General features: G+C 65.9%; 18 protein-coding genes. 17 read left to right on the top strand and 1 reads right to left on the bottom strand.

What is annotated here, in order from left to right:
* The first annotated feature begins 95 nt into the window (after nucleotides 1-95).
* The 12 genes from flhB (at nucleotide 96) to B5X78_RS16715 (ending at nucleotide 13,603) form a co-directional block, all read left to right on the top strand.
* Nucleotides 96-1,226: a flagellar biosynthesis protein FlhB gene (flhB, locus tag B5X78_RS16770; RefSeq protein ID WP_079725900.1), complete on the top strand. Its 1,131-nt coding sequence runs from the start codon at nucleotides 96-98 to the stop codon at nucleotides 1,224-1,226.
* Nucleotides 1,223-3,313: a flagellar biosynthesis protein FlhA gene (gene flhA, locus B5X78_RS16765; protein WP_079725898.1), complete on the top strand. Its 2,091-nt coding sequence runs from the start codon at nucleotides 1,223-1,225 to the stop codon at nucleotides 3,311-3,313. The genes flhB and flhA overlap by 4 nt, the downstream gene beginning before the upstream one ends.
* Before the next feature lie 40 nt (nucleotides 3,314-3,353).
* Nucleotides 3,354-5,264, top strand: a complete 1,911-nt coding sequence (flhF, locus tag B5X78_RS16760; protein ID WP_229730761.1) for a flagellar biosynthesis GTPase FlhF — start codon at nucleotides 3,354-3,356, stop codon at nucleotides 5,262-5,264.
* Between the two features lie 40 nt (nucleotides 5,265-5,304).
* Nucleotides 5,305-6,135, top strand: a complete 831-nt coding sequence (locus B5X78_RS16755) for a MinD/ParA family protein (protein ID WP_229730787.1) — start codon at nucleotides 5,305-5,307, stop codon at nucleotides 6,133-6,135.
* Entirely contained in the window at nucleotides 6,132-6,884 is a 753-nt protein-coding gene (locus tag B5X78_RS16750; RefSeq protein WP_079725894.1) for an RNA polymerase sigma factor FliA, read from the top strand. Before B5X78_RS16755 ends, B5X78_RS16750 begins: the two co-directional genes overlap by 4 nt.
* Before the next feature lie 111 nt (nucleotides 6,885-6,995).
* Nucleotides 6,996-7,376 carry a chemotaxis response regulator CheY gene (locus tag B5X78_RS16745; protein WP_079726246.1) on the top strand — a complete coding sequence of 127 codons (381 nt, stop codon included), beginning with the start codon at nucleotides 6,996-6,998 and terminating at the stop codon, nucleotides 7,374-7,376.
* Nucleotides 7,376-7,987, top strand: a complete 612-nt coding sequence (locus B5X78_RS16740) for a protein phosphatase CheZ (protein ID WP_079725892.1) — start codon at nucleotides 7,376-7,378, stop codon at nucleotides 7,985-7,987. Before B5X78_RS16745 ends, B5X78_RS16740 begins: the two co-directional genes overlap by 1 nt.
* A gap of 11 nt (nucleotides 7,988-7,998) precedes the next feature.
* Complete coding sequence (locus tag B5X78_RS16735) at nucleotides 7,999-9,738, top strand: chemotaxis protein CheA (protein ID WP_079725890.1); 1,740 nt, start codon at nucleotides 7,999-8,001, stop codon at nucleotides 9,736-9,738.
* A gap of 78 nt (nucleotides 9,739-9,816) precedes the next feature.
* Nucleotides 9,817-10,557 carry a flagellar motor protein gene (locus tag B5X78_RS16730; RefSeq protein WP_079725888.1) on the top strand — a complete coding sequence of 247 codons (741 nt, stop codon included), beginning with the start codon at nucleotides 9,817-9,819 and terminating at the stop codon, nucleotides 10,555-10,557.
* 12 nt (nucleotides 10,558-10,569) lie between these two features.
* On the top strand, nucleotides 10,570-11,538 hold the full coding sequence (motD, locus tag B5X78_RS16725) for a flagellar motor protein MotD (protein WP_079725887.1): 969 nt from the start codon (nucleotides 10,570-10,572) through the stop codon (nucleotides 11,536-11,538).
* Complete coding sequence (locus B5X78_RS16720) at nucleotides 11,538-12,320, top strand: ParA family protein (RefSeq protein ID WP_079725886.1); 783 nt, start codon at nucleotides 11,538-11,540, stop codon at nucleotides 12,318-12,320. The genes motD and B5X78_RS16720 overlap by 1 nt, the downstream gene beginning before the upstream one ends.
* Nucleotides 12,317-13,603, top strand: coding sequence for a chemotaxis protein CheW (locus tag B5X78_RS16715; RefSeq protein WP_079725884.1), 1,287 nt, complete (start codon nucleotides 12,317-12,319; stop codon nucleotides 13,601-13,603). Before B5X78_RS16720 ends, B5X78_RS16715 begins: the two co-directional genes overlap by 4 nt.
* Nucleotides 13,604-13,677: 74 nt before the next feature.
* On the opposite strand, the gene B5X78_RS16710 is transcribed toward B5X78_RS16715, so the two are convergent.
* Nucleotides 13,678-14,721 (bottom strand): fimbrial protein, encoded by a 1,044-nt coding sequence (locus B5X78_RS16710; RefSeq protein WP_176140893.1) that lies wholly within the window; start codon nucleotides 14,719-14,721, stop codon nucleotides 13,678-13,680.
* Between the two features lie 342 nt (nucleotides 14,722-15,063).
* Here B5X78_RS16710 and B5X78_RS16705 point away from each other — a divergent pair, with 342 nt between their 5' ends.
* The 5 genes from B5X78_RS16705 (at nucleotide 15,064) to B5X78_RS16685 (ending at nucleotide 21,541) form a co-directional block, all read left to right on the top strand.
* On the top strand, nucleotides 15,064-15,378 hold the full coding sequence (locus tag B5X78_RS16705; RefSeq protein WP_079725880.1) for an STAS domain-containing protein: 315 nt from the start codon (nucleotides 15,064-15,066) through the stop codon (nucleotides 15,376-15,378).
* The gene (locus B5X78_RS16700; protein ID WP_079725878.1) at nucleotides 15,375-15,740 is read left to right on the top strand and encodes a response regulator; all 366 of its coding nucleotides are present in this window, start codon (nucleotides 15,375-15,377) and stop codon (nucleotides 15,738-15,740) included. The genes B5X78_RS16705 and B5X78_RS16700 overlap by 4 nt, the downstream gene beginning before the upstream one ends.
* A gap of 65 nt (nucleotides 15,741-15,805) precedes the next feature.
* Nucleotides 15,806-17,767 carry a chemotaxis protein CheA gene (locus B5X78_RS16695; RefSeq protein WP_079725876.1) on the top strand — a complete coding sequence of 654 codons (1,962 nt, stop codon included), beginning with the start codon at nucleotides 15,806-15,808 and terminating at the stop codon, nucleotides 17,765-17,767.
* 84 nt (nucleotides 17,768-17,851) lie between these two features.
* A complete protein-coding gene (locus tag B5X78_RS16690) occupies nucleotides 17,852-19,057 on the top strand; it encodes an OprO/OprP family phosphate-selective porin (RefSeq protein ID WP_079725874.1) in 1,206 nt (401 codons plus the stop codon).
* A 237-nt stretch (nucleotides 19,058-19,294) separates the two neighbouring features.
* Nucleotides 19,295-21,541, top strand: coding sequence for a methyl-accepting chemotaxis protein (locus B5X78_RS16685; protein ID WP_079725872.1), 2,247 nt, complete (start codon nucleotides 19,295-19,297; stop codon nucleotides 21,539-21,541).
* The last annotated feature ends 75 nt before the right edge of the window (nucleotides 21,542-21,616 follow it).

The raw sequence follows: 21,616 nt of genomic DNA, 5'->3' as shown, positions 1-21,616 counted from the left end.
CTCATCCGGCGCTTCGCGCCACCTTCTCCCGGAGGGAGAAGCGAACGCGGCACAAAGCTTGCACCGGGTATCCCGACTCCGTCGGAAACCTGGCCATGTCCGAATCGGACGAAAGCGGCGAAAAAACCGAATTACCCAGTGAAAAACGGCTGCGCGAGGCGCGCGAGCAGGGCAACATCCCGCGCTCGCGCGAACTGGCGACCGCGGCCGTGTTCGCTGCCGCCGTGCTGGCCATCAGCGCGATGATGCCGACCCTGGCGCGCGGCGCGCTGGGCTGGATGAAGGGCGCGCTCAGTCCCGACCCCAACCTGTTCAAGCACAACGACCTGCTGTTCGGCCATGTCGGCCTGCTGATGCTCAAGCTGCTGTGGATCTTCGTGCCCATCGTGCTGGTCTGCGTGGGCGCCAGCTTCATCGCGCCGGTGCTGATGGGCGGGCTGCGCTGGTCGAACAAGGCGCTGATGCCCGACTTCACCCGCCTGAGCCCGATGAAGGGCATGGCCCGCCTGTACGGCGCCGAGAGCGTGGCCGAGTTGCTGAAGTCGCTGCTGCGGGTGGCCTTTGTCGGCACCGCCGCCGGCCTGACCCTGAAGCTGGGCATGAACCACCTGCGCGAGCTGCTGACCATGCCGCTGGAGTCGGCCATCAGCAACGGCCTGGGCTTTGCCGGCACCCTGCTGTTTGCCTGCGCCGGCGCGCTGGCCCTGCTGGCCGCCATCGACACCCCGTACCAGAAGTGGAACTGGCTGCGGAAGCTGAAGATGACCCGCCAGGAACTGCGCGAGGAAATGAAGGAAAGCGAAGGCCGCCCGGAAGTGAAGGGCCGCATCCGCCAGATGCAGCACCAGATGTCGCAGCGCCGGATGATCGAAGACGTGCCCAGCGCCGACGTGGTGCTGGTCAACCCGACCCACTACGCCGTGGCGCTGAAATACGACGCCGGCCAGATGGGCGCCCCCCGCGTGGTGGCCAAGGGCGTGGACGAAGTGGCCCTGCGCATCCGCGAGGTGGCCGAGGCGCACAAGGTGGCCATCGTGGCCTCGCCGCCTTTGGCACGCGCCTTGTATCGGGAAAGCCAACTTGGCCGGGAAATCCCCGTGAGACTGTATACCGCCGTCGCCCAGATCCTGTCCTACGTCTACCAGCTGCGCGCCTGGCGCGCCGGTACCGTGGCCCAGCACCCGGACATGCCCTCCGTTGAAGTCGACGAAGGCAAGCCGGCATGAGCGCGAACGTGCGACCCAATTCGCGGGTGATGGACCTGCTGCGTGCCGGCCTGGGCGCGCCGTTGATCGTGCTGGCCATGCTGGCCATGGTCATCATCCCGCTGGCGCCGCCGGTGCTGGATGCGCTTTTCAGCTTCAACATCGCCATCTCGCTGGTGGTGCTGCTGGCGGTGGTGTACGTGCGCCGGCCGCTGGATTTCACGATCTTCCCGATCGTGCTGCTGATGACCACGATGCTGCGCCTGGCGCTCAACGTGGCCTCCACCCGGGTGGTGCTGCTGCACGGCCAGGACGGCCACGGTGCCGCCGGCCGGGTCATCGAAGCCTTCGGCGAGGTGGTGGTGGGCGGCAATTTCGCCGTCGGCCTGGTGGTGTTCGCCATCCTGACCATCATCAACTTCGTGGTCATCACCAAGGGTGCGGGCCGTATTTCGGAAGTGTCGGCGCGCTTCATCCTGGACGCGATGCCCGGCAAGCAGATGGCCATCGACGCCGACCTCAACGCCGGCCTGCTGACCCGCGAGGAAGCCAAGGCCCGCCGCGAGGAAGTGCGCGAGGAAGCCGACTTCTACGGCGCGATGGACGGCGCCAGCAAGTTCATCCGTGGCGACGCCATCGCCGGCATCCTGATTCTCTTCATCAACCTGATTGGCGGCCTGGCCATCGGCGTGCTGCAGCACGGACTGCCGGTGGGCGAAGCGGCCAAGATCTACACCCTGCTGTCCATCGGTGACGGCCTGGTCGCGCAGTTGCCGGCGCTGCTGGTGTCCTCCTCGGTGGCCATGCTGGTCACCCGCGCCTCGCGCGCCCAGGACATGGGCGGGGCGATGGTGGGCCAGGTGTTCGGCCAGCACAAGGCGCTGGCCGTGGCCGCGACCATCATGGGCCTGGTCGGCATCGTGCCGGGCATGCCCAATGTCGTGTTTTTGACGCTGGCCGCGGTGCTGGGCTACATCGCGTGGAAGCTCTACAAGAAACAGCAGGCCGGCGGCAGCGAAGCCGACGGTGACAACCCCGCCCTGCCCGCGCCGGGCGGCGCCAGCGCCAGCAATCCCAACGCCGAGCTGACCTGGGACGAAGTACGTCCGGTCGATCCGCTGGGCCTGGAAGTGGGCTACCGCTTGATTCCCCTGGTCGACAAGAACCAGGGCGGCGAGCTGATGTCGCGCATCAAGGCGGTGCGCCGCAAGCTCACCCAGGATCTGGGCTTCCTGATTCCGCCCGTGCATATCCGCGACAACCTGGAGCTGCCCTCCAACGGCTACCGCCTGCTGGTGCACGGCGTGCCAGTGGCCACGGCGGAAATCCATCCGGACCGCGAACTGGCATTGGACCCGGGCGGCGCCTTCGGCACGCTGGAGGGCATCCCCGGCCGCGATCCGGCCTTCGGCCTGGACGCCACCTGGATCCAGCCGCACCAGCACGCGCTGGCCGAATCGCTGGGCTACACCGTGGTCGACGCCGCCACCGTGGTGGCCACCCACCTCTCGCATCTGGTGCGCGAACACGCGCCGGAACTGCTGGGCCATGAGGAAGTGCAGCAGCTGCTGGCCACGCTGGGCAAGAGCGCGCCCAAGCTCGTCGAAGATCTGACGCCCAAGTCGCTGCCACTGGCCACCGTGGTGCGCGTGCTGCAGAACCTGCTCATCGAGCGCGTGCCGATTCGCCAACTGCGTCGCATCGTCGAGCAGCTGGTGGAGTTCGCCCCGCAGAACGCCGACCCGGCCGCGCTCACCGCGGCGGTACGCAATGGCCTGGGCCGCTTCATCGTGCAGGAAATCTCCGGCATGTCGCCCGAACTGCCCGTCTATACCTTGGCGCCGCAACTGGAACGCGTCTTGCAAGACAGCGTGCAAGGCACCGGCGCCGCGCTGGAACCTGGTCTGGCCGAAAGGCTGCACCAATCCCTTGCGGACTGCGTGACCCAACAGGACGCCAAGAGTGAACCGGCGGTGGTGTTGGTGCCAGGAACAGTACGCGCTGCGTTGGCGCGGCTGGTCCGCCACAGCGTCCCCACGTTGTCGGTCCTGTCCTACAGCGAAGTGCCGGAGGACAAGCGACTGAAGTTGGTGGGCACCATCAGTTGATTCATCAGCAGAACCCAGCGGTTTACCAGAGCGCCAAACCATGAAAATCAAACGCTTCGTCGCCCCGGACATGCGCACCGCCTTCGCCCTGGTCCGCCAGGAACACGGCCCGGATGCGGTCATCCTGTCCAACCGCATGACTGATGACGGCGTGGAAATCGTCGCCGCATCCAATTACGACGAAGCACTGGTGCAGCGCACGCTGGACGCGATGCGCCCGGCCGAACCGGCTGCTCCGCCCGCTCCTTCTTTCGCACGCCCGGCGGCCACGCAGCGTGATGCGCAGACCCGCACCGACGACCTGCACCGTGCCGCGCCGCGCGCCGAATCGAATCGCCAGGACGCGCCGCTGTCGCCCGCGCAGGCCGCGGCCGCTTACTTCCAGCGCAACACGCCGAACAACAAGCCGGCGATGGACGATGCACCGGTCAGCAGTCCTTTCAGCCGCAAGCCTCTTGGCAAGCCGGCGCAGGACATCGCGGCCGAGCAGGCTGCCAACGAAATTCCGACCGCGTTTGAACTGCTGGCCCAGCTGAAGCCGCAAGCGCCGAAGAAGCCGGCCGCGCCGGCCGAAGACCTGGACGCCCTGCCCGCCTTCCTGCGTGAAAGCCTGCGCGGTGACCGCAAGGGCGCCGATGCGCGTGATGGCGAATCGCTGTACGCCGGTATTCCGTCGCCGGAGCCGTTGGGTGGATACGAGCAGGAAGACGATTTTGTGTTGCCTGCCAGCGAGCCGGCGAAGTTCGAGATCAAGCCGGACTCGTTTGCTGCGCGGTTGGCGGCGAGTTTGCCGGCGGTGCCGGGCGTGAATGGCACGGCGCGTGCGGTTGCCGCGGTGACTGCGGATGATGTGGCGAAGGCTGAGGCGATTCTGGCTTCGTCTTCCCCTCATCCCAACCTTCTCCCGCAAGCGGGAGAAGGAGCCGCAGCATCGGCTGCGGATGTTTCCCAGGCAACGACGACGGTTGCGGCTGCGACGGTTGCAACGGCTACTGCCCCGGCGGTTGCACTGGTTACCGACAACGATCCGATCCGCGCCCGCGAGAACGATGAGCAGCTGGCCGCCATGCGCGCCGAGCTGGCCGCGATGCGCGGCATGATCGAAGACGAGATGCACCGCCTGACCGACGAGCGCCTGAAGGGTTCTCCGGTGCGTTCGCAGGCGATGGAACTGCTGGAAGACTACGGTTTCGATGCCGGCATCACCCGCGACGTGGCGCTGCAGATTCCCGCCGACACCGAACTGCATCGCGGCCGTGGCCTGATGCTGGGCCTGCTGTCGAAGAAGCTGCCCGTCATGGCGCAGGATCCGCTGCTCACTGGCGGCGTGATCGCCCTGGTCGGCCCGACCGGCGCCGGCAAGACCACCACCATCGCCAAGCTGGCCGCGGCGTTCGCCGAAGCCAACAGCCCGCGCGACGTGGCGCTGGTCACCACCGACACCGTGCGCGTGGGTGGCCGCGAACAGTTGCACAGCTACGGTCGCCAGCTCGGCATCGCCGTATACGAAGCCGACAGCGACATCAAGCTGGCGCAGGTGCTGGAGCGCCTGGCCGACTACAAGCTGGTGCTGATCGACACCGCCGGCCTGGGCCAGCGCGACCGCAACCTGGTCGGCCAGCTCAACTGGCTGCGCGCGGCCGGACAGATCCACACCCTGCTGGTGCTGCCGGCCAACTCCCACTACGCCGATCTGGATGAAGTGGTGCGCCGCTTCAGCGCCGTGCGCCCCAAGGGCGTGGTGCTGACCAAGGTCGATGAAACCGGTCGCCTGGGCAGCCCGCTGTCGGTGATCGTCGACCACCAGTTGCCGATGGCCTGGATCACCGACGGTCAGCGCGTGCCGGAAGACCTGCACCGCGCCAACGCCGCCAACCTTGTACTGCGTCTTGACCAATTGCGTCGCGAAGCCGACGAAGCCATCCCCGCGGAGAACATCCATGTCGCATGAGTCCCACCTGTTGCAGACCAATCCGCGCAACACGCCGCCGATGGCCGGCGCGTTCCATCCGGTGCGGGTCATTGCGATCACCGGTGGCAAGGGTGGTGTGGGCAAGACCAACGTGTCGGTCAACCTGGCCGCTTCGCTGGCCGAGATGGGCAAGCGCACCCTGCTGATGGACGCCGACCTGGGCCTGGCCAATGTCGACGTGCTGCTGGGCCTGACCCCCAAGTTCACCCTGGCCGATCTGGTCGCGCATCGCTGCCAGTTGGAGGACGTGCTGCTGGGAGGCCCGGATGGCCTGCTGATCGTCCCGGCCTCGTCGGGTTTCCGGCACATGGCCGAGCTGTCCTCGGCCGAGCACGTCGGCCTGGTCAATGTGTTCTCGGAACTGCAGCGCCAGCTGGACGTGATGGTGGTGGATACCGCCGCCGGCATCACCGACAGCGTGCTGACCTTCTGCCAGGCCGCGCAGGACACCGTGGTGGTGGTCTGCGATGAGCCGGCCTCGATCACCGATGCCTACGCCTTGATCAAGGTGCTCTCGCGCGAACGCGGCGTCGATCGCGTGCACGTGATCGCCAATATGGTCCGCGACCCCAACGAGGGCCGCAAGTTGTACGAAAAACTGGCGCGGGTGTGCGAACGCTTCCTCGGCGACGTGGCCCTGCACTACATGGGCGCGGTGCCGCAGGACGACTGGCTGCGCCGCGCCGTGCAGCGCCAGCAGGCGGTGGTGAAGGCCTATCCGGGCAGCCCGTCGGCCCGCGCCATCAACGAAATCGCGCGCCTGGCCGCCCGTTGGCAGCCGCCGACCGCCGCGCGCGGCAATGTCGAATTCTTCGTCGAACGCATGATCAACCGGAGCGTGCCTGCATGAATACCGGTGCTGCCGCCCAATACCGTGCCGTGCAGAAAAGCGCGGCCACCGATGCCGTCACCGTGCATGCGGACCTGGTACGGCGCATCGCCCATCACCTGGCCGCACGCCTGCCGGCCAGCGTGGAGGTCGATGATCTGATCCAGGCCGGCATGATCGGTCTGATTGAAGCCTCGCGCAGCTACGACGCCGAACAGGGCGCCTCGTTCGAGACCTTCGCCTCGATCCGCATCCGCGGCTCGATGATCGATGAAATCCGCCGCGGCGACTGGGTGCCGCGTTCGGTGCACCGGCGCGCCCGCCAGGCCGCCTCCACCGTGCGCGAAATCGAACAGCGCACCGGCCGCGCCGCCATCGCCACCGAAGTCGCCTCGGCGATGGAGATGCCGTTGCCGGAATACCTGCGCCTGCTGGAAGACGCCGCGCGTGGCCAGGTGTTGAGCCTGGAATCGCACGTCGAAGACCATGGCGAACCGCAGACCCATGTCACCGGTGGCCCCAGCCCGCAGCAGAACCTGGAGCGCGGCGAGTTCCGCACCCAGCTGGTCAAGGCCATCGGCCAACTGCCCGAGCGCGAGCAGCTGGTGCTGTCCATGTACTACGAGCAGGAATTGAACCTGAAGGAAATCGGCGCCGTGCTGGGGGTCAGCGAGTCGCGGGTCTGCCAGATCCACGGCCAGGCCATGCTGCGCCTGCGCGGCCGGCTGGACGTGTACGAAAAGGTCGACGCCGGCATCGAGGACGATTGAGGGCCGCTTTCACCCCCTCACTAAACTTCTCCGGATCCCCGCCGATATCCGTTCCGAACCACCCTGCCCAATAGCATTGCCCCGGAGTACCGAGTGACCGCCAACAAGAACATGCGAATCCTGATCGTGGACGACTTCTCGACGATGCGCCGCATCATCAAGAACCTGCTCAACGATCTGGGTTACACCAACACCGCCGAGGCCGACGACGGTTCGACCGCCATCCAGGCGCTGGCGCAGGGCAACTTCGAATTCGTGGTCACCGACTGGAACATGCCCGGCATGACCGGCATCGACCTGCTCAAGGCGATCCGCGCCGATGACCGCTTCAAGCACCTGCCGGTGCTGATGGTCACCGCCGAGGCCAAGCGCGAACAGATCATCGAGGCCGCGCAGAACGGCGTGAACGGCTACATCATCAAACCGTTCACCGCGCAGACCCTGGAAGAGAAGCTGGGCAAGATCTTCGAGCGCCTGGGAGCGGCTGCCTGATGGCCGCAGTCATTGATGCTTCCAGCGCCCGCGCGGCGCTGGTGGAAAAACTCCAGCACGCGCTGGATGCCCTGCAGGAAGGCGATGAAGCCGGCTGGCGCCGCGAACTGGATGCGATTGCCGCCTGGCGCACGCAGCCGATGATGCAGGGCCTGGGCCGGCTGGCCCGCGAACTGGCGCAGACGCTGGGCGAACTGCCGCCCACCCATGACAGCCATGGTCTGGACGACGCCTGCGCGCGCCTGGATCACGTGGTCGAAATGACCGAACAGGCCAGCCACAAGACCCTCGACCTGGCCGAGCAATGCCGCGGCCTGGCCGATCAGCTCAAGGCCAGCCCGCTCAGCGCCGAACAGACGCAGCTGGTGGATGGCATCCGCAGCGGCCTGTCGGAAATGGCGCTGGCGCAGAGCTACCAGGACCTCACCGGGCAGATCATCCGTCGCGTCGCCGGCATCGTCCGCCGCGTGCACGAAGGTTTTGGCGCACTCGGCCTGCCGCCGCCGGAAAAGAAGGACAACGCCCTGTCCGGCCCGGCCGTCAACGGACTGGACAAGAACGCGTACTCGCAGGATGACGCGGATGATCTGTTGTCGGGTCTTGGCCTGTAAGAGAAGCACGCATGTCCGCCGTCACCCCCGAAATCGCCGCCGACTTCCTGATTGAAGCGCAGGAGATCCTGGATCGCCTGGGCGAGCAGCTGGTGACGCTGGAACAGGATCCCGCCGACAAGCAGCAGCTCAACGCGGTGTTCCGCGGCTTCCACACGCTCAAGGGCGGCGCCGGCTTCCTGGCGATCACCCCGATGGTCAACCTGTGCCACGCGGCTGAAGAAGCGCTCGGCCTGGTGCGCTCGGGCAAGGCCTCGCTGGAAGCGGATCATTTCGACGCCGCGCAGCAGTCGCTCGACTGGCTGCAGCAGATGCTCGATGCAGTGGGCGCCAACGAAGATCCGCCGCATGCACCGGCCACGCTGATCGCGCAGTTCGACGTGACTGGCGCCGCACCCAAGCCGGCGCCGGTGGCGGCCAAACCGGCCACAGCAGCGCCTGCGCAGGCGGGCGAGGACATCAACGAAGAAGAATTCGACGCCCTGCTCGATCAGCTGCAGGGCGCGATCGCCGCGCCTGCCGCCACGGCGCCTGCCGCTGCGCCGAAGCCGCGCGCCACCCCGGCCAGCGCAGCGGGCAAGCCGGCCGCGCGCGCCAGCGAAGCCGAGCAGACCATCCGCGTGGACACCAAGCGGCTGGATGCGATCGTCAACCTGGTCGGCGAACTGGTGCTCTCGCGCAACCGCCTCAAGACCCTGCGCGCGCGCCTGCGCGACGAGGAACTGGACCGCGCGGTCAGCAGCCTGGATATCGCCACCGCACGCCTGCAGAACGCGGTCATGCGCACGCGCATGCAGCCGGTCGGCAAGGTGTTCTCGCGCTTCCCCAAGGTGGCGCGCGATGTCGCCCGCTCCTTGCAGAAGGAAGTGGATCTGGAATTGATCGGTGCCGAGACCGAGCTGGATCGCAACCTGGTCGAAGCGCTGGCCGATCCGCTGGTGCATCTGGTCCGCAACGCCATCGATCACGGCGTGGAAGTGCCGGCCCTGCGCGAAGCTGCGGGCAAGCCGCGCTGTGGCCAAGTCCGCCTGGCCGCGCAGCAGGAAGGCGACTACGTCACCATTGAAATCCGCGACGACGGCGCCGGCATAGATCCCGAACGCCTGCGCGACAAGGCGCTGGAAAAGGGCCTGATTGATCCCGAGTCCGCCGCGCGCCTGTCGCATGACGAATGCCTGCAGCTGATCTTCCTGCCGGGCTTTTCCACCAAGACCGAGATCACCGACATCTCCGGCCGTGGCGTCGGCATGGACGTGGTGCAGTCACGCATCCGCGAACTGAGCGGGCAGATCCAGATCTATTCCCAGCTCGGACGCGGCAGCCGCTTCCTGATCCGCGTGCCGCTGACGCTGGCGATCCTGCCGACCCTGCTGGTGCAGGCCGGCGACCCGGTCTATGCGTTGCCGCTGGCGCGCGTGCTGGAAGTGCTGCATGCGCCGGATGCCAGCCTGCGCTATTTCGATGGCCAGGCGGTGCTGGATCGCGGCGCCACCACCTTGCCGCTGGTGGATCTGCGCCGCTGGCTGGGCGTGCAGGTGACCAAGACCCCGCTGCTCACCATCGTGGTGTTGCAGATGGGCGACCAGCGCTTCGGCCTGGTCGTGGATCAGGTGCGCGGCCGCGAGGAGGTGGTAATCAAGCCGCTACCGCGCGCCGTGCGCGGCCTGCCCGGCTATGCCGGCGCCACCCTGATTGGCGACGGCCGCATGGCCCTGATCCTGGACGTGGACGGCCTGCGCCAGGTGGCGTAAGCCCTTCCCCCTCTTCCTCTCCCTCCGGGAGAGGGTCGCCAGCTCAAGTTCCCATTACACCCGCCGATATTCCTTCACATGGATATCTTCAGTCTCGTCGGACTACTGCTGGCGCTGGTCGCCCTGGTCGGTGGCAGCATCCTCAAGGGTGCGGGCGTGGCCTCGCTGTGGTCGTCGGCCGCCTTCGTCATCGTCATCCTCGGCACCGTCGCAGCCATCCTGGTGCATACGCCGCCGAAGGTGTTCAAGCATGCGGTGGCCATCGCCAAGTGGGTGATCCGCCCGCCCACCAATGAGCGCGAAGGACTGATCCAGCAGATCGTCGAGTGGAGCAATGTGGCCCGCAAGCAGGGTCTGCTCGGGCTGGAGCCGCTGGTCGCCGAGCAGGAAGATCCGTTCCTCAAGAAGGGCCTGCAGATGCTGGTCGACGGCCTGGAGCCGGAAGCCATCCGGCACATGCTGGAAATCGATCTGGACAGCCAGGAACACCAGGATCTGGCCGCCGCCAAGGTGTTCGAAGCCATGGGCGTGTACGCGCCCACGCTGGGCATCATCGGTGCGGTATTCGGCCTGATCGCGGTGATGAAGAACCTGGCCGATCCGTCCAAGCTGGGCCACGGCATCGCCGCGGCGTTCACCGCCACCATCTACGGCATCGCCTCGGCCAACCTGTTCTTCCTGCCGATGGCCAACAAGCTCAAGAGCGTCATCGGTGGCCGCACCCGTGAGCGCGAGATGATCATCGAGGGGTTGATCGCGATCGCCCAGGGCGAGAATCCGCGCAACATCGAATCCAAGCTGGCCGGCTTCCTGCACTAAGGGGCCGGGATCATGGCGCGCCGCAAGAAACACGAAGAACACACCAACCACGAAGCCTGGGCGATCCCCTACGCGGATCTGATGACCCTGCTGCTGGCGTTCTTCGTGGTCATGTACGCGATCTCCACGGTCAACGAAGGCAAGTACCGGGTGATGGCCGATGCCCTGACCGCCGCTTTCGGCGGCGCGCCGCGCACCATCAATCCGGTGCAGGTGGGCAATCACCAGCTGCAGGGTGCGGATTTCGATCGCCCCTCGCCGATCAAGTCCGGCGCCAAGCAGGGCCCGTCGGCGCCCTCGCCTGCCCCCAACGTCACCCTGCTGGCGGCGATGGCCTCGCAGATGAACATGAGCGTCAGTGCGCAGGGCATGCAGAACGCCGAGCGCGAGCTGGATCGCATCGCCTCGGACATCGAAAAGGCGATGAAGCCGCTGGTGGACCAGAAAATGGTGGTCATCCGCCGCGCCCAGCTGTGGCTGGAAGTGCAGATCAACAGCGACATCCTGTTTCCCACCGGTTCCGCGGCGCTGGAACCGGCCGCGCAGGACACCGTGTCCAAGCTGGCCGATGTGCTGATCAATGTTCCCAACGGCGTACGGGTGGAAGGCTATACCGACGATCGTCCGATCCGCACCTATCAGTTCCCCTCCAACTGGGAGCTGTCGGCCGCGCGTGCGGCCAGCGTGGTGCACCTGTTCGTGCGCGACGGCATTCCGCCGGAGCGGCTGGCGATGATCGGCTACGGCGAATTCCGCCCGATCGGCGACAACGCCACCCTGGAGGGCCGCAACAGCAACCGTCGCGTGCTGCTGGTGATCCTGGCCGGGGAAGGCAAGGCCGAGGGCGGTGGCGGCGGACTGCCGGCGATCGCCGCGGCACCGAACTTGCAAGGCACCCTCGATGAGGCCGGTCCCCTGACGCCGGCCACGGCCGCTGACGCTGCAGCGTTGGCGCCGACCGTAACCGGAGGATCCAACTGATGCGCGTGTGGGCAATCGCCAACCAGAAAGGCGGCGTGGGCAAGACCACCACCACTTTGGCCCTGGGCCGTGGCCTGGCAATGCGCGGCTTCCGCGTGCTGCTGATCGATCTGGACCCGCATTCGTCGTTGAGCCGGGCCTTTGGCGTGCCCGCCGATCCGCCGCCCAGCGGAGTGATGGAACTGTTCAATCCCGAAGGCGCCGAGCTGGCGCCACTGGTACGGGCCACCGAAATCGAAAACCTGTCCTTCGTCGCCGCGCAGACCTCGCTGGCCACGCTGGAACGGCGCAGCGCCACCCAGCCCGGCCTGGGCCTGGCCCTGTCCAGCGCGCTGGCGCGGGGGGGGCAGGCTTATGACTACGTGTTGTTCGACTGCCCGCCCACGTTGGGCCTGCTGATGGTCAATGCGTTGGCCGCCGCCGACCGCGTGATCATCCCCACCCAGACCGAACCGCTGGCCATGCACGGCCTGACCGGCATGTGCCGCACCACCGACATGATCGAACGCTCGCGCCAGCGCCCGCTGCCGGTCTCGATCCTGCCCACCCTGCACGACAAGCGCACCCGCACCGGCAACGAAACGCTCCGGCAGATGCAGGAGCAGCACGGTGCACGCGTGTGGGAAGACGCCATCCCCAATGACACCCGCATCTGCAATGTCGATGTGCTGACCCAGTCCATGCCGCCGGCGCAGTATCCCGGCCGTGGCCTGTCGGCCTATCGGCGTGCCCTCGACTGGTTGCTGGCCAGCGAACGCGGGGAGCTGGAGCAAGCTGCATGAATGCCGTACCCGCGCTGGATTCGTACCTGCTGGACCTGTTGTCCGGCGATGGCGCATCCACGCCCCCGACCCCGCCGCGCGATGAAGCGCAGTCCGCTGCCAGCGATCCGCCCTTCGTCTACGTGGACCAGGTGCCCGCCGTCGCCGACGTGCCCAAGCCCTACGGCAGTGACGTCGACAACATCGCCCTGCTGGCCGCAGAAGCAGAAGCTGCATCCGTAGGAGGGGTTGACCAGACATCAGTCTGTTGGGAGCCAGCCCCGACCGCCGAAGCCATTGAGCCCGTCACGCCGATCCTCGACACCAGCGCCGATCTCCTAGCCGAATTCGATTCCGAATTCCCCGATCAAGCCGTCGAAGCCACCGCAGCCGTACCGACCTTCGACGTGAGCGCCGATCTGCTGGCCGAATTCGATTCCGAGTTCCCCGATCAAGCCGTCGACGCCACCGCAGCCGTACCGACCTTCGACGTGAGCGCCGATCTGCTGGCCGAATTCGATTCCGAATTCCCCGATCAAGCCGTGGCCACCGTCGACACCACCGACACCACCGCCGCCCTGCTGGCCGAGTTCGACGCCGAATTCCCGGCGGGCGCGGAGGTTGCTGCGAACGCCGCCGCCCCCGGCGACTTTGCCGCCGCGGTCGCCGAAGAAACCGAAGCCGACCAAATCCAGTCGCGCATGCCGTCCGCGCCGATCCGCGTCGATGCACCGCCGGCGCCGCGCGTGCCGCGCAACCTGGTGCCGCCCCCGGCCGACCTGCCCGCCTACGCCAAGCCGGTGTTCGACCTGCTGCAAAGGCAGACCCAGGATCAAGCCGCACAATCACCACATGGCAACGACCGCCGCCGCGCCAGCGATCGCGCCAGCCGCTGGCTGCGCATGCGCTGCGACGATCAGCACTACGCACTGGAACTGCTCAAGGTTCAGGAAGTCGTGCTGCCGGCCACCCTGCTGCCGCTGCGCGGCGCCGCCCGCCACATGCTGGGGGTGATGAACTTGCGCGGACAGGTGGTGCCGGTGATCGATCTGGGGCTGTACCTGGATCGCGCCGCCATCATCGATGACCCCCTCACCCGCATCGTGGTGCTGGAAGAACAGGGCGAAATCCTCGGCCTGCGCGTCAGCGCGGTGGAAGACGTCACCACCTTGACCGATGGCCAGATCGAGCCGCCCGACAACACCCGCATGTGCCGCATCACCCATCCGCTGTTCCGCGGCGTGGCCCGCCTGGCGGGCCAGCAGACGGTGATCCTGCTGGATGCTTCCGAACTGCTACGCTGAGGCGTGGCAGCTGGGCCAGCCTCGCTAGTAGTAGGAGAGCGTCACTTCCACCAGACCTTTGACCAGGCCGGGTTTCACACGGCTTCGGTCTGGACGTAACGCGCTGTAAACGTGGTGCTGGAAGTACCTGCGGGAACCTCGCCCAGCAGAGTCGGATTGAAGATCGGCGTTGTGCTCTGATTGTAGGTCTGCCCGCCGGGCGTGTAGGAAATCAGCTTGCCCTGGCCGTCCAGAATCTGGATGCCAACGCCCTCAGCCGTCGATCCGGCGCCCAGCGACAAGATGTTGCTGACGTTCCCAGGCTTGGTAGCGTCTTTCATCTCGAATCTGAGCGCCACCTTGTCCTCGCAATTCACGCCTATCGGAAAAGTTGTCGGGCCCACAAATGACCCCACGCCGGTGAAGTCATTCACCAGAACTTTCGGAAGCGCCACCTCGATGTCTTTCTGGCTCAGGGTGCAGGAAGACGACTGTGCTGATTTGATGGTGTATTTGACGTCGAGCGCCGAATTGGCTTCGGTCGAATTGTTGATCCAGGCCACACCATGGATGCCGGTTCCACCCGGTTGTGTGTACGTTCCTGTCTGAGGACTCTCTGCCACCTTGATCAAGACAAAGCGCGCTTCGATGTTGCTGGTGCCGTTCAAGTTGTAATCGCCCAGGCCAAAGGCAATCTGGCCGTTCACCAGATAGTGCGTTGCCAACCCGCCGAAGGTTTCCACCCGTAAGCCCACCCCTTCAGACATGCTGGAAGTGCGATAGACCTCCGTAAACCCCGGTACCTCGCTAAAGATCGGAGTTCCATTGCGACTACTCCATCGCCATTGCGCTGGCCCCGACGCCGCCGCAGGGCCTTTGTTGCAGGTGACCGCCAGGGAAACCGTGACCATCGCGCCGGGGATGGGGCTGCCCAGCGCAAGGTTCCTGGGTACGCTGACTTCCGGAATCACGGCCGTCAGCGGCAGGTAGCTGGACATGCAGGCGCCCTCCGGCACCGTCTGCGCTTTCGCCACGCCGGATACGCTTGCCAGGACAATCAGCACCTGCATGGCGCGCCGGAGCAGCGCCGCCTTTGTAGCCACCCAAGCGGCTGCCCGGAACATGCCATTGGCGTTCATTTCGTGCACCTCTGATCCTGTGCGAACTTGCATAGCCATCACGCCTACTCAGACCATTGGCTGGCGATTCTAATAGTTGGATCAAGGACGGCAGGGGCGCAGTGAAACACAGCCTGGCCTCCTCCATCCATCTCTTCATGTATGCGTAAAAACAGGCAAAAACGAAGAATCGCACTCGCCTGGCACAGCCCTTGAATGCTACGGAGGCACTGAAATTGCAAACTGAAACGACAGAAGTCGAAACTTGATGTGCATCTCACTTTTTCACCCGTGCCCACCCACCCGCTCAAGTGCTCCCGCCATCGGCCGATACCACACGGGAACCGACCCTTCGGAGCAGCAATGAGCGCAGTACCCCTGGCCGCCGACCTCGGCATCGAGGCCGCCAGCGACCTCAAACAGCAGCTGGCCCCGCATCTGGCCCAGAGCGACGAGCTGGTGCTCGATGCGACCGCCGTGCAACGCGTGCACACCGCCAGCTTGCAGGTGCTGTTTTCGTTTTTCCTGGAGCGCGCCAAGGCCGGTCATCGCACCGCCTTTGCCGACAGCAGCGCCTCCTTCCGTGACGCTGCGCGCCTGCTGGGCCTGGAGGCCGAACTGGGTCTGGTGCCTTCCGACAACAACAACAACTCGAACTTTGTGGAGAACGCCGCATGAGCGCACGTATTTTGGTGGTGGACGATTCGGCCTCGATGCGCCAGATGGTCGCCTTCGCCCTGACCTCCGCCGGATACGCGGTCGATGAAGCCGAAGACGGCCAGGTCGCCTTGGGCCGTGCGCAGGGTTCGCGCTTCAACGCGGTGGTCACCGACGTCAACATGCCCAACATGGACGGCATCTCGCTGATCCGCGCCCTGCGTGGCCTGCCGGACTACAAGTTCACCCCCATGCTGATGCTCACCACGGAATCGGCCGCCGACAAGAAGGCCGAAGGCAAGGCCGCCGGCGCCACCGGCTGGCTGGTCAAGCCGTTCAATCCGGAACAGCTGGTCGCCACCATCCAGAAAGTCCTGGGCTGATCGCCACACCGGCATCCGCTGTCCACCGCCCCACCCCGCCTTCCGACCGTACGAGCTCCGCGCCCATGAACATGGACATGCAACGTTTCCACGCCACCTTCTTCGAGGAAAGCCGCGAAGGGCTGGAAGCGATGGAGTCCGGTCTGCTGTCGCTGGAGAATGGCAACCGCGATGCGGAACTGATCAATTCGATCTTCCGCGCCGCGCATTCGATCAAGGGCGGTTCGGCGACCTTCGGCTTTGACGCCGTCGCCAGCCTGACCCATGTGCTGGAAACGCTGCTGGACGAACTGCGCGCCGGCAAGCGCGACGTCAGCGGTGATGCGATTGATGCGATGCTGGCTTCGGTCGATGTGCTGCGCAGCCTGCTGGCCGAAGCCGAACACGGTCACGTCGCCGATCCGGTGGCTGTCAAGGCCGTGCATGCGCGCCTGACCGCCGTGCTCTCCGGCGACGCCGCTGCCGCACCTGTGCCGGTCGCCCAGGCCGAAGCAGCGCCGGAAGGCTGGCAAATTGGCTTTGCGCCTGCGCCCGGCTTGTTCATGAGCGGCAACGATCCGCTGCGCATCCTGCGCGAGCTCGAACACCTGGGCCAACTGAAAGTCGCCACGCGGGTGGATCGCCTGCCCGGCTTCGAGCAGATGGATCCGCTGGAAGCCTATCTGGCCTGGGATCTGGGCCTGATCGGCAAGGTTCCGCGATCGCAGGTGGAAGAAGCCTTCGCCTGGGTGGTCGACGATTGCGAGCTGGACATCCAGCCCATCGCCGCTGCCGTGGCCGCCACCCCGGCTGCCGGCGTGCCCGCCGTCGACACACCCGCTGCCGCCACCGGCGCGCCTGCGGCCAATGGCGAAGCCGCCGAAACCTCCATCCGCGTCAGCGTCGACAAGATCGACGGCCTGATCAACCTGGTCGGCGAACTGGTCATCACCCAGGCCATGCTCAAGCAGGTCTCTGGCGTGCTCGATCCGGCCCAGTGCGAACGCCTGTTCGCCGGCCTGGATCTGCTGGAGCGCAACACCCGCGATCTGCAGGAAGCCGTGATCGGCGTGCGCATGCTGCCGGTCGATGCGGTGTTCCGCCGCTTCCCGCGCCTGGTCCGCGATCTGTCCTCGCGCCTGGGCAAGCAGGTCCGCCTGCGCACGATTGGCGAAGGCACGGAACTGGACAAGGGCCTGATTGAACGCATCGCCGATCCGCTGGTGCATCTGGTCCGCAACTCGATCGATCACGGCCTGGAAATGCCGGACGTGCGTCGCGAAGCGGGCAAGGAAGAAACCGGCACCATCACCCTGGCCGCCTCGCATCAGGGTGGTCATATCGTCATCGAAGTCAGCGACGACGGCCGCGGCCTGAATCGCGAACGCATCCTGGCCAAGGCCGCCGAACGCGGCTTGAGCGTGCCGGAAAATCCCACCGACACGCAGGTCTGGGATTTGATTTTCCAGGCCGGCTTCTCCACCGCCGAGGCGGTGACGGATCTGTCCGGTCGCGGCGTCGGCATGGATGTGGTGCGCAAGAACATCCAGGCCCTGGGCGGCGAAGTGCAGCTGGAAAGCACTGCCGGCAAGGGCACGCGCGTGGTCATCCGCCTGCCGCTGACCCTGGCCATCCTCGACGGCATGGCCGTGTCGGTCGGCGAGGAAACCCTGATCCTGCCGCTGAACTACGTGCTGGAAGCGTTGCAGCCGCAGCCCGACGACGTGCGCACCCTGGCCGGCGAAGGCAAGGTGCTGCGCGTGCGCGGCGAATACCTGCCGCTGCTGTCGCTCAACGAACACTACAACTACGGTGGCCAGCGCAACCCGGATCCGTTGGTGGTGGTGGTGGAAGGCGATGGCCAGAAACTGGCGCTGGAAGTGGACGAACTGATCGGCCAGCAGCAGGTGGTGGTCAAGAACCTGGAAAACAATTACCGCCGCATCCACGGCATCTCCGGCGCTACCATCCTGGGCGACGGCCGGGTTGCGCTGATTGTCGATATTGGTGGCCTGGTTCGCTCGCTGCGCCTTCCTCAGGCCGCTTGATTTCGATCACCCGTTCAAGCCTGCACATCTTTTAAGATGCGCCCGACTCGCGGGCCGCCGGCTCCGTATTCCAAGTAGGACTCCATGAAGAAACATTCGATCCTGGCCCTCGCCGTCCTCGGCGCGCTGGCCATGCCCGCTGCTGCCGAAGAAGCGGCCAGTTCCACCCAGGCCAAGGCCTGGCCACCGCGCATCGTGTTCTCCGACGGCACCGAACTGGCCGCCACCGGCAACTTCCATTACGACTACAACAACTATTCCGGTGATGGCTACGGCACGCCCGCCACCACCTTCGTCGACGACGATGATTTCCGTCGCCGCGAATTCGGCATGACCCTCAAGCGCAAGGGTTACTACGACTTCGTCGCGGCCTACGATTTCGAAGCCGAGACCTGGATGGACGTGGCCCTGCGCCTGGACACCAAGGGCCTGTTCGGCAAGGACATGGGCAAGGTGCGCATCGGCCAGTTCAAGTTGCCGGTGGGTTTCGAAGGCTACACCTCGACCCGCGCCACCAGCTTCATGGAAAACTCGCTGCCCACGCAGGCGTTCTATGAAAGCCGCCGCGTCGGTGTCGAATGGGCGTTCGAACGTCCGCAATACCTCTGGAACCTCGGCTATTTCTGGGGCAACGATCTGCAGGGCAACAACCCGGGCACCACCGTGGCCATGCGTGCGGCGTGGACGCCGCACAAGTCGGCCGGCGATGTGCTGCACTTCGGTGTGTCGGCCTCGCAGGAAAACCCCGACAGCGAGGTCAATGGCCTGGGCCAGACCATCCTGCCGAGCGTGCGCTGGCGCGCCAAGCCGGAAGGCTCGCTGACCACGGTGCGGCTGGTGGATTCGGGCAACCTGACGCGGGTTGACCGCATCCGCCGCGAAGGCCTGGAAGCGCTGTGGATCAAGGGCGCGTGGTCGCTGCAGGGTGAATACCTGATGCAGCAGACCCGCCGCGACGCCGGCCTGCCTTCGTACTCGTCGGATGGCTTCTACGTGTTCGGCAGCTGGGTGGTCACCGGCGAATCGCGCGGGTACAGCGCCGGCAACGTCTCCAACCCGGTGCCCGCCAACAAGTACGGCGCCTGGGAAGTGCTGGCCCGCTACAGTTCGATCGACCTCAACAACGACGGCATTGCCGGCGGCCGCGAAAACAACTGGACGCTGGGCGTGAACGGCTACTTCGGCAAGTACTTCAAGGTGCAGGCCAACTACGTGATGGTCGACGCCAAGCGCGCCGGCCTCAGTGCGGATCCCAAGGTGCTGGAGTTGCGCGCGCAGTTCTCGTTCTGACGCCGCCGCTTCACTTCATCCGGCAAGCCCCGTCGAATCGTGCAGGTTCGGCGGGGTTTTCGTCTTTCTGGCGGACGCTGCCGTCGTCCATGTCAGGCAATGACTTACGACTAAATAGTTTCACGAAAAAGGCATAAAGCCAGCGCCATTGCCGCCGTTATTCCTGAGTGACAACACCGTCGTCTGCGCGCCGTCCTGGGGGGATCCAGCGCGCTTCACCCCTCAGGAGAAGTCGTAATGAACTGGTTCCGCAACCTCCCCATCGCACGCAAGCTGGCGTTGGCCTTCAGCACCATCGTTGTACTGACTCTGGCCCTGGGCGCACTGTCGCTGTGGCGTCTGTCGGTGGCCAACACGCAGATGGTCGACGTCAACACCAACTGGATGCCCGCAGTGCAGCACCTGGGCGAGATGCGCGCGCAACTGGGTGAGTACCGCACCTACGAGCAGTCGCAGCTGACCAAGCAGGGCCAGCCGGAAGAACTGGCCGACTACGACAAGAAACTGACCGAAACGCGCAAGCTGATCGACGCCGAGGAAGCCGGCTACAACGACATTCCGATCGAATCATCGGCCGAGGAAAAGGCCATCTACGACAAGGTCGTTGCCGCTCGCAAGGCCTATTTCGAGGCGCACGATCGCATTGCCGCCGCCGTGGCCGCCGATGATTTCGCCACCGCTCAGGCTATTTCCAGCGATGAATCGCGCAAGCTCCGTCGCGAACTGTTCAACCACCTGAAAGACCTGTCGCAGTACAACGTCGAGAACCTCGCCCTGCAGGTGAAGGCCTCGCAGCAGGCGCACTCGCGCACCGTGCTGGCGATGGGCGTGGGCTTGGGCGTGGCCGTGTTGCTGGGAGTGTTCCTGGCCGTGGCGATCACCCGCTCCATCACCGGCCCGCTGGCTCAGGCCCTGCGTGCGGTCAATGCCGTCTCGCGCGGCGACCTGTCGACCAAGGTCGAGCGTGGCAGCCGTGACGAACTGGGCCAGATGCTGGCCTCCACCGACGAAATGATGAAGCTGCTGCGCCGCTTCTCCGACGAAACCCAGCACATGGCGCGCATGCACGCCGGCGAGAACATTTCCCAGCGCGTGCCGGAAGATTTCCCGGGCGTGTACGGCGAACTGGCCAAGGGCATCAACACCATGATGTTCGAGCACCTGGACGCCATCAACGACGCCACCGCCGTGCTCAACCGCTACGCCATCGGCGACCTGTCGCAGGACGCTCGTCGCCTGCCCGGCCAGCGCGCCAAGCTGCACGAGTCGATGGATCAGGCCAAGGCCAGCCTCTCGGCGATCAACAACGAAATCAAGCGCCTGTCCGGCGCCGCCGCCGCCGGCGACTTCACCGCACGCGGCGATGCCGAGCGCTTCCAGTACGACTTCCGCGTGATGATCGAAGGCCTGAACGCGATGATGGCCGTCAGCGACACCAACCTGGGTCGCCTGTCCGAGTTGCTGCAGGCCATTGCCCGCGGCGACCTGACCGTGCGCATGGATGGCGAATTCCACGGCGTGTTCGCGCGCATGCGTGACGATGCCAACGCCACCGTGGCGCAGCTGACCGACATCGTTTCGCGTATCCAGGATTCGTCCGCGGCCATCAACACCGCTGCCGGCGAAATTGCCTCGGGCAATTCGGACCTGGCCCGCCGCACCGAACAGCAGGCCGCCAACCTGGAAGAAACCGCCGCCTCGATGGAAGAGCTGACCTCCACCGTGCGCCAGAACGCCGACTCCGCCCGCCAGGCCAACCAACTGGCCATCGGTGCGGCCGGCGTGGCCTCCACCGGCGGCGAAGTCGTCGGCCAGGTGGTCAACACCATGCGCGCGATTGAAGCGTCCTCGCGCAAGATTGCCGAGATCATCTCGGTCATCGACGGCATCTCGTTCCAGACCAACATCCTGGCCTTGAACGCCGCGGTGGAAGCCGCCCGTGCCGGCGAACAGGGCCGTGGCTTTGCCGTGGTGGCCTCGGAAGTGCGCACGCTGGCGCAGCGTTCGGCCACTGCCGCCAAGGAAATCAAGGGATTGATCGAAGAGTCGGTGGACAAGGTCAGCGAAGGCTCCAACCTGGTCAACCAGGCCGGCAACACGATGGGCGAGATCGTCTCGTCGGTGCAGCGCGTGACCGACATCATGGCCGAGATTTCCGCGGCCTCGCAGGAACAGTCGGCCGGCATCGAACAGGTCAATCAGACCATCACCCAGATGGACGAGACCACCCAGCAGAACGCGGCCCTGGTGGAAGAAGCCTCCGCCGCTGCCCGCTCGATGGAAGATCAGGCGCGCTCGCTGACCGAAGCCGTCGATGTGTTCGTCATCGACGGCCGCAGCAAGGCGGCGTCGGTGGCGGTATCGGCACCGACCAGCTTTGCTTCCGCCAAGTCGCCGGCCAAGCCCGCCGCCGCACGTCCGGTGGCCCGCAAGGCTGCCAAGCCGGAACCGGCCATGGCCGAGGGAGAGTGGGCCGAGTTTTAAGCCCTTTCTCTCCTGCTGCTTGAAGAAGCCGGTCTCCCTGGGGCCGGCTTCTTCTTTTGGGAAGTCTGAAAACCG

The sequence above is a fragment of the Pseudoxanthomonas indica genome, assembly GCF_900167565.1.
GTDB lineage: Bacteria > Pseudomonadota > Gammaproteobacteria > Xanthomonadales > Xanthomonadaceae > Pseudoxanthomonas_A > Pseudoxanthomonas_A indica.
The sequence above is the reverse complement of the archived record's forward strand: the minus strand, read 5'-3'. Positions and strand labels throughout refer to the sequence as shown.

Bases quoted from the DNA above. Each gene is read 5' to 3' on its own strand.
- B5X78_RS16730 (WP_079725888.1), top strand. From the start codon at position 9,817: ATGGATATCTTCAGTCTCGTCGGACTACTGCTGGCGCTGGTCGCCCTG.
- B5X78_RS16705 (WP_079725880.1), top strand. From the start codon at position 15,064: ATGAGCGCAGTACCCCTGGCCGCCGACCTCGGCATCGAGGCCGCCAGC.
- flhF (WP_229730761.1), top strand. From the start codon at position 3,354: ATGAAAATCAAACGCTTCGTCGCCCCGGACATGCGCACCGCCTTCGCC.
- B5X78_RS16715 (WP_079725884.1), top strand. From the start codon at position 12,317: ATGAATGCCGTACCCGCGCTGGATTCGTACCTGCTGGACCTGTTGTCC.
- B5X78_RS16685 (WP_079725872.1), top strand. From the start codon at position 19,295: ATGAACTGGTTCCGCAACCTCCCCATCGCACGCAAGCTGGCGTTGGCC.
- B5X78_RS16710 (WP_176140893.1), bottom strand. From the start codon at position 14,721: ATGAACGCCAATGGCATGTTCCGGGCAGCCGCTTGGGTGGCTACAAAG.
- B5X78_RS16740 (WP_079725892.1), top strand. From the start codon at position 7,376: ATGGCCGCAGTCATTGATGCTTCCAGCGCCCGCGCGGCGCTGGTGGAA.
- B5X78_RS16720 (WP_079725886.1), top strand. From the start codon at position 11,538: ATGCGCGTGTGGGCAATCGCCAACCAGAAAGGCGGCGTGGGCAAGACC.
- B5X78_RS16750 (WP_079725894.1), top strand. From the start codon at position 6,132: ATGAATACCGGTGCTGCCGCCCAATACCGTGCCGTGCAGAAAAGCGCG.
- B5X78_RS16690 (WP_079725874.1), top strand. From the start codon at position 17,852: ATGAAGAAACATTCGATCCTGGCCCTCGCCGTCCTCGGCGCGCTGGCC.
- B5X78_RS16745 (WP_079726246.1), top strand. From the start codon at position 6,996: ATGCGAATCCTGATCGTGGACGACTTCTCGACGATGCGCCGCATCATC.
- flhA (WP_079725898.1), top strand. From the start codon at position 1,223: ATGAGCGCGAACGTGCGACCCAATTCGCGGGTGATGGACCTGCTGCGT.
- B5X78_RS16735 (WP_079725890.1), top strand. From the start codon at position 7,999: ATGTCCGCCGTCACCCCCGAAATCGCCGCCGACTTCCTGATTGAAGCG.
- flhB (WP_079725900.1), top strand. From the start codon at position 96: ATGTCCGAATCGGACGAAAGCGGCGAAAAAACCGAATTACCCAGTGAA.
- B5X78_RS16755 (WP_229730787.1), top strand. From the start codon at position 5,305: ATGGCCGGCGCGTTCCATCCGGTGCGGGTCATTGCGATCACCGGTGGC.
- B5X78_RS16695 (WP_079725876.1), top strand. From the start codon at position 15,806: ATGAACATGGACATGCAACGTTTCCACGCCACCTTCTTCGAGGAAAGC.
- motD (WP_079725887.1), top strand. From the start codon at position 10,570: ATGGCGCGCCGCAAGAAACACGAAGAACACACCAACCACGAAGCCTGG.
- B5X78_RS16700 (WP_079725878.1), top strand. From the start codon at position 15,375: ATGAGCGCACGTATTTTGGTGGTGGACGATTCGGCCTCGATGCGCCAG.